2 pseudogenes are annotated in these 717 nt (G+C 72.5%); both read left to right on the forward strand.

Annotated features, from left to right (window positions below):
• Positions 1-351, forward strand: a pseudogene (locus Mrose_RS19145) (hypothetical protein); the annotation flags it as partial.
• Between the two features lie 178 nt (positions 352-529).
• A pseudogene (locus tag Mrose_RS18500) lies at positions 530-717 on the forward strand (hypothetical protein); the annotation flags it as partial.

Genomic DNA, 717 nt, shown 5'->3' on the forward strand with positions numbered 1-717 from the left:
CCCCCGCCCCCTCCGGTGCAGGACCCCCCGGCCCAGGGGCCGCTGCTGCTGGGGCAGGAGGGGTTCTCCCTGAAGTTCCAGCAGACCCTTCCCGAGTTCGGGGCCCAGGTCTACGTGGGCCCCAGGGACGGGGGCTGGCGCGAGTACATGACCCAGCTCAACCCGGCCGACCCGCGAACCTCCTACTACGCCATCTCCATGCTCCGCCTGCGCGAGGGGCGCCTCGAGGTGTGGGCCCAGGACCTCTCGCCCACCAAGGTCTACGACGGGCGGCGCTTCCGGTGGGTCTACCCCTTCCGCCTCGACGACTCGGGCTTCCCCCGAGGCTGGTCTTCCCCGACGGCCCGGTGAGCTTCGAGGTGCTGCCCGAGTTCCCCTGGGGCGACGCGGCCCCCACCGACGACCGCGTGCGGGGCTACCTGCGCACGGTGAGCGTCGGGGGGCCTTCCAGGCCTGCATCCGCCAGGACTGGCAGCCCAACCCCTCCTGGCGCCTCATCGACAGGGGGCTGTGGGGGGAGGTCTTCGCGATGGGGGGCGAGATGCAGCCCGCCCAGCCGGGGCAGCCCAACTACCTCGTGACCTACCTCTGGTGGGACGGGGTCTACGCGGGCAGCCCCAAGGGGGACGGGGCCGGGACCTTCAGCCTGGGGCCCACCAGCAGCGACCAGACCTACCTCGACGGCCGCCCCCACAGCGCGGTGATGATCTCCAAGAG

Source organism: Calidithermus roseus, from assembly GCF_003574095.1.
GTDB lineage: Bacteria > Deinococcota > Deinococci > Deinococcales > Thermaceae > Calidithermus > Calidithermus roseus.